The organism is Flavobacterium sp., from assembly GCF_044338735.1.
Classification (GTDB): Bacteria; Bacteroidota; Bacteroidia; order Flavobacteriales; family Flavobacteriaceae; genus Flavobacterium.
This window is the reverse complement of record NZ_JBIIWV010000132.1, coordinates 1-5755: the sequence shown is the minus strand read 5'-3', so window position 1 is coordinate 5755 and position 5755 is coordinate 1. Positions and strand designations below refer to the sequence as shown.

Sequence of the window (5755 nt, the reverse complement as noted above, 5' to 3'; positions counted from 1 at the left end):
AAGTTGGAAAACTCTTTCGCTTTTTTATTGGAAAGTAATTCTTGTGACATAAAAATTTCATTCCAACTTAATCCTAATTTATCTAATTTCATTACTTGTTTTTCGGTAGCTAAAAGCACTGAATTTCGCACTAATAACATTGGAAAAGTAACATTATTTGCTTCAAAATTAGATTGTAATTCTAACCAATAGGCAATTTCACCACCACCACCAATGTAACAAAGATTAGGCAATATTGCTTCTTGATAAAGCGGACGTAAAATCACATTTGGACTAAAATTCTCTGGATTTTTTTCTAATTCGGTTATAATTTCACTTTCAGAAAAAACTAATGAAGTGTTATTAATTTTGTAATTTCCATTTTCAAAAATAATGCGCTCTCGCAATTGATCTTGAAGATAAAACAAGTTGATTTCTCTAGGATTAACTTGAATGGTATAATCAGATAGTTTTGGAAGTGTTTCTGTTACTTTTTGATAAGAAGTTTGTTCGACCAATTCTCTTTTTACATAAGGAACAAAAAGCTTTTTTAATTCAATTGAATCACCATCAATAATCACTAACCCTTCATTTTTAAATAACTCATTTGCTAAAAAACGTGTTGCTTCGGCTAAATTTTGATGTTCTAAATAGGATTTTTTAAATAAATCGAGTAAGAAATTTGCGTTATTTCCGGTTCCAATTTCTTCAGAAAAAGAGGCATAAACCGCATCCAATCCTTTAGTTTCAAAACGTCCCACAGCTCCCTTACTTTCTTTATTCCAACTATATTTTTTCCCTTTGAAATTGAAATAATTTATCTCTTCAAAATCATGATCTTCGGTTGCCATCCAATAAATAGGGACAAAATTTTGAGCAGGAAATTTTAATTTTAAATCTTTACACAAATTAATGGTGGAAACAATTTTATATAAAAAATACAAAGGTCCAGTAAACAAATTAAGTTGATGACCTGTGGTAATCGTAAATGTGTTTGATTGTTTTAAAAGCTGAATATTTTGTGAAGTATACTCTGAAATTTCAAAATTTTCATATTGTTTTTCTAATGCCGAAACTAAAATTTGCCGATTTTCAAACGGATAATTATTGTTTTTTTCGTCGATTTGACCTTGAAAATGCTCAATTTTTGGAAAACGATTATACAGCGATTGCAATTCAGATTTTTCGTCTAAATAATCTGTGATAAGTTTAGAAAAATATCCCGAATTTTGATAGGTAACACAATCGTTTGGCATTCTAAATATTATTTTGTGCTAAAATACTAAATTTCTCATTTAATAATCATTTTTACTAAAGATATAGTTTTAATAAAAAGCCTTATTTTTGCTAAAATTAATTTCATTGAAAGACATTCTTATCATCACTCCGCCTTTTACCCAACTGAATACACCGTATCCAGCTTCGGCATATATCAAAGGTTTTTTGAATACCAAAAGCATTTCGGCGTTCCAAATTGATTTAGGTATTGAAGTGATTTTAGAACTGTTTTCGAAAGAGGGGTTAACACAGATTTTTTCATCCATCACCCATCATCCATCACCTAACATCCAGAGAATTTATTCCCTAAAAGACAATTACATCAAAACGATTGACGTAGTTATTGCTTTTCTTCAAGGTAAAAATCCGTCATTAGCTCGCCAAATTTGTTCTGGAAATTTTCTTCCAGAAGCGTCTCGTTTTGCTCAATTAGATGATATGGAATATGCTTTTGGTTCAATGGGTTTGCAAGACAAAGCCAAACATTTAGCCACGTTATACTTAGAAGATTTGTCCGATTATATCGTGGAATGTGTGGATGAAAATTTTGGATTCAGTCGCTATGCCGAAAGATTGGGTAGAAGTGCTAATTCGTTTGATGAACTTTATGAATATTTACAAAAGGAGCTAACCTTTATTGATGAAATTACCCTTAAAATTCTAAACAAAAGAATTGAGGAAGTTCAACCAAAATTGATTTGTTTTTCGGTACCTTTTCCCGGAAATTTATACAGTGCTTTTCGTAGTGCACAATTTATAAAAAATAATTATACTACCATAAAAATTGCAATGGGAGGAGGTTTTCCAAATACCGAATTGCGTGAATTAAAAGACGAAAGAGTTTTTGAGTTCTTCGATTTTATTACATTAGATGATGGGGAACTTCCTCTGGAATTATTGATTAATCATGTTTTTAATTCCAAGCCTTCGGAGATTTTAGGGGAGGCTAAACGCACTTTTCTTCTAGAAAATAATTTAGTCGTTTATAAAAATAATGCAACCAAATCGGATTACAAACAAAGTGAAGTGGGAACACCTGATTACTCCGATTTATTATTGGATAAATATATTTCGGTTATTGAAATTGCCAATCCAATGCACAGTTTATGGAGTGATGGTCGTTGGAACAAACTCACCATGGCTCACGGATGTTATTGGGGCAAATGCACGTTTTGTGATATTTCTCTAGATTATATTAAGCTTTACGAACCTATCGCTGCCAAGATTTTAGTCGACCGAATGGAAGAATTAATCGCTCAAACGGGTGAAAACGGTTTCCATTTTGTTGATGAAGCGGCACCTCCAGCTTTAATGCGAGAGGTGGCTTTGGAAATCATCAAGCGAAAATTAGTGGTTACTTGGTGGACAAACATTCGATTTGAAAAAAGTTTTACCGCTGATTTATGTTTGTTATTGAAAGAATCAGGTTGTATAGCGGTTTCAGGCGGATTAGAAGTGGCTTCGGACCGACTTTTAGAACTCATCAAAAAAGGGGTAACGGTGGAACAAGTGGCTCAAGTTACCCGTAATTTCACCGAATCAGGTATTATGGTTCATGCTTATTTAATGTACGGTTATCCCACACAAACGATTCAAGAAACAGTGGATAGTTTAGAAATGGTTCGGCAGTTGTTTGAATTAGGTGTTATACAAAGTGGTTTTTGGCATCAATTTGCCATGACTGCACACTCACCAGTAGGAATGTTTCCTGAAGAATTTGGCGTAATTCCAGAACAAAATACCATTACTTTTGCTAATAACGACATCAATTTTAAAGACAAAACAGGAATCAATCACGATAAATTTAGTTTCGGATTAAAAAAATCGTTATTCAACTACATGCATGGCATTTGCTTTGATTATGATTTACAGGATTGGTTCGATTTTAAAATTCCGAAAACAAAAATCCCACCCGATTTTATATATAATTGTCTTGAAAAAGAACAAAATTTCACCACGAAACCCAATGCAAAAATTATTTGGTTAGGAGGAAATCCTCAAGTGGAATTTTTTACCAAATCAAAAAAAGGAGCTAGTTGGGAAATGATGAAATTAACCTTTCACAACAAAACCCAAACGTTTGACATTTCAGTAAATGCAGAGGAAGGAAAATGGTTGGTAGCCATTTTAGAGCAAGTTTCAGTTCATTCAGATAATAAATTTACTTTTGCACAAATAAAAGCCGATTTTGAAAAACAGTTTGATGATTTTGAGTTGTTTTGGTTTTCAAAGCCTATTATTACTTTATTAAAAACCCAACTTCTTATACTCTAATATTTGATCCTTGAATTATAAAAACTAATTGTTTATTTCTTTATTTATAATTTATAATTTAAAAAAAACAATTAATAAATTAAAAGTACTATATTTGAAAAAAAATGCAAAAAATCCTTTTTTTATTAATTGTATCAGTAAATACTGTTTTTTCTCAAGATATTAACTGTTTTGATGTTGCTAGAAAAGGAAATTTGTCTGAAATGAAATCACTTTTAGCCAAAGATAAAAGTGTAATTAATGCCGTTGATGATAAGGGTTCGAGTATGCTTATATTAGCTTGTTATCGAGGCAATAAAGATGTAGCTAAATTTTTATTAGAAAACAATGTTGATGTAAATTATGTTTCAAAAAATGGAACTGCATTGATGGCTTGCGTTGTAAAAGGTGAATTTGAATTGGTTGATAAATTGCTTCTTAATGGAGCAAACATAGATTTAAAAGATCAAAATGGAATGACAGCATTGATGTTGGCTGTTCAATTTAATAATTCAGAAATGGTTAAAAAATTAATAAAAGAAAACGCTAATAAAGAGCTAAAATGCAACCAAAATAAAACGGCTTTTGAGTATGCAATTGAATTTAAATACGAAGAAATTATAAACTTGCTAAAATAAATTAACTATGAAAAAAATTACTATTTTATTATTTGCTCTTTTTTCCTTTAAGGGAATATCTCAATCAAAATCTACAGGAGCTATATCTCTTAATAATGGAGTGCCCATTACTGCAAATTTTACATTAAATAATACTACTTCACAAGTTACGTTAATTCTTACTGGTCCATCTGATAGATGGTTTGGGCTTGGAATTGGAATTGCACAAGGATTTGGAATGGCAAGTGGTGATGTATTGGTTTATGCTAATACAAGTCCAAACGCATTAACAGATAGAAATTTTTCTGGAACAGGTACTCCTCCTCAAGACACGCAAGATTGGACTACTGTTTCAGATATTATAAGTGGAACTTCAAGAACTTTAACATTGACTAGGGCTTTAACAAATTCAGATCCTAATGATTTTCAATTTCCTTATGCTGCTACAAATTCTATTTCTATTGGTGGTGTGAGAGCTTCTTCTGCCAATAATATGACTGTAGGTGCCCATGGAGGGAGCGCAAGTGCCGGTTATGCCACAGGAACCTTGACTTTAGGTGCAGAAGATTTTTCTTTAAATTCTTCTGTTATTTTTCCAAATCCTTCGAATGGTGAATTTTCAATAAGTACGAAAACTATTTTGAATAAGGTAAATATATACAGCCAAACAGGAGCTTTAGTTAAAACTATTGAAGTTATAAATAATTCTAATGAAGCAGAAGTAAAAGTTAACGGACTAACTTCTGGGATTTACTTTATAGAATTGCTAAACGATTCAGAAAAATCTTGGAAGAAAATAATAGTTGAATAAGCTACAAATTTAAAAGGATTTAAATTCTAAGATTTCAACATATTATGAGTAAAATGAAAAAATTAATTATTCTAGTAATTGTTTGTATCATTGGAGGATATTTTGGATATAAATATATCATGACTGGTGGGGAAAGAAATTTAGAAACTGAAAATTCAGCGTTTGTAGTTTCTTCCTCAACTATTTATGATGAATTTTTAAGTAATCCTGAACTATCCACTACAAAATATTTAAATAAGGCAATAGAGATTTCAGGAAAAGTTTCGGCTTACGAAAATAATTTAGTCACTTTAGATGGAAAAATATCTTGTCTTTTAAAGACAAATGAAAAAGTAGTTTTAAATACTTCGATAGTTATAAAAGGTCGGGTAACAGGTTTTGACGATCTTTTAGAAGAACTAAAATTAGATCAATGTATAATTATTAATGATTCAATATAGGATGAGGTTTTTTAAAAGTAGTTTTATTTTATTTTTCATCTTTTGTTTTGGAATTTCCAATGCGCAAGATGAATTACTAAATGAATTGGATTCAGTAAATCCAGTTAAAAAAGAAAAGGAAATTGCAGTTTTTAAAGGGTTGCAAATTTGCTCGATGCAATCTACTAAACTAGCTGCAAAAGGAGAATGGTATTTCTTGGTATCACATAGATTTGGAGACTTAACTGATGGTTTACAAAATTTCTTCGGTTTAGATAATGCTCTAACTAAGATAGGTGGTTTATATGGGATTACTGAGTGGTTGACATTAGGAGTTTCTCGTCATACCTTGAATAAAAATTATGAATTATCTGCTAAATATAAGTTTGCTAATCAAG

At 30.9% G+C, this 5755-nt stretch carries 6 protein-coding genes; 5 read left to right on the top strand and 1 reads right to left on the bottom strand.

Going from position 1 to position 5755, the window contains the following annotated elements:
* The coding region (gene bshC / locus ACIQZC_RS08500; RefSeq protein ID WP_396138802.1) for a bacillithiol biosynthesis cysteine-adding enzyme BshC at positions 1 to 1235 on the bottom strand (1235 nt) is incomplete at its 3' end.
* Positions 1236 to 1341: 106 nt separating this feature from the next.
* Here bshC and ACIQZC_RS08495 point away from each other — a divergent pair.
* From ACIQZC_RS08495 to ACIQZC_RS08475, 5 genes are all read left to right on the top strand, one after another.
* A complete protein-coding gene (locus ACIQZC_RS08495) occupies positions 1342 to 3531 on the top strand; it encodes a B12-binding domain-containing radical SAM protein (RefSeq protein ID WP_396138803.1) in 2190 nt (729 codons plus the stop codon).
* 104 nt (positions 3532 to 3635) lie between these two features.
* Complete coding sequence (locus tag ACIQZC_RS08490) at positions 3636 to 4148, top strand: ankyrin repeat domain-containing protein (protein WP_396138801.1); 513 nt, start codon at positions 3636 to 3638, stop codon at positions 4146 to 4148.
* A 7-nt stretch (positions 4149 to 4155) separates the two neighbouring features.
* Positions 4156 to 4938, top strand: coding sequence for a T9SS type A sorting domain-containing protein (locus ACIQZC_RS08485; protein ID WP_396138800.1), 783 nt, complete (start codon positions 4156 to 4158; stop codon positions 4936 to 4938).
* Positions 4939 to 4982: 44 nt separating this feature from the next.
* Positions 4983 to 5378 (top strand): hypothetical protein, encoded by a 396-nt coding sequence (locus tag ACIQZC_RS08480; protein ID WP_396138799.1) that lies wholly within the window; start codon positions 4983 to 4985, stop codon positions 5376 to 5378.
* Between the two features lies 1 nt (position 5379).
* On the top strand, positions 5380 to 5755 hold a 376-nt coding region (locus ACIQZC_RS08475; protein WP_396138798.1), incomplete at its 3' end, for a DUF5777 family beta-barrel protein.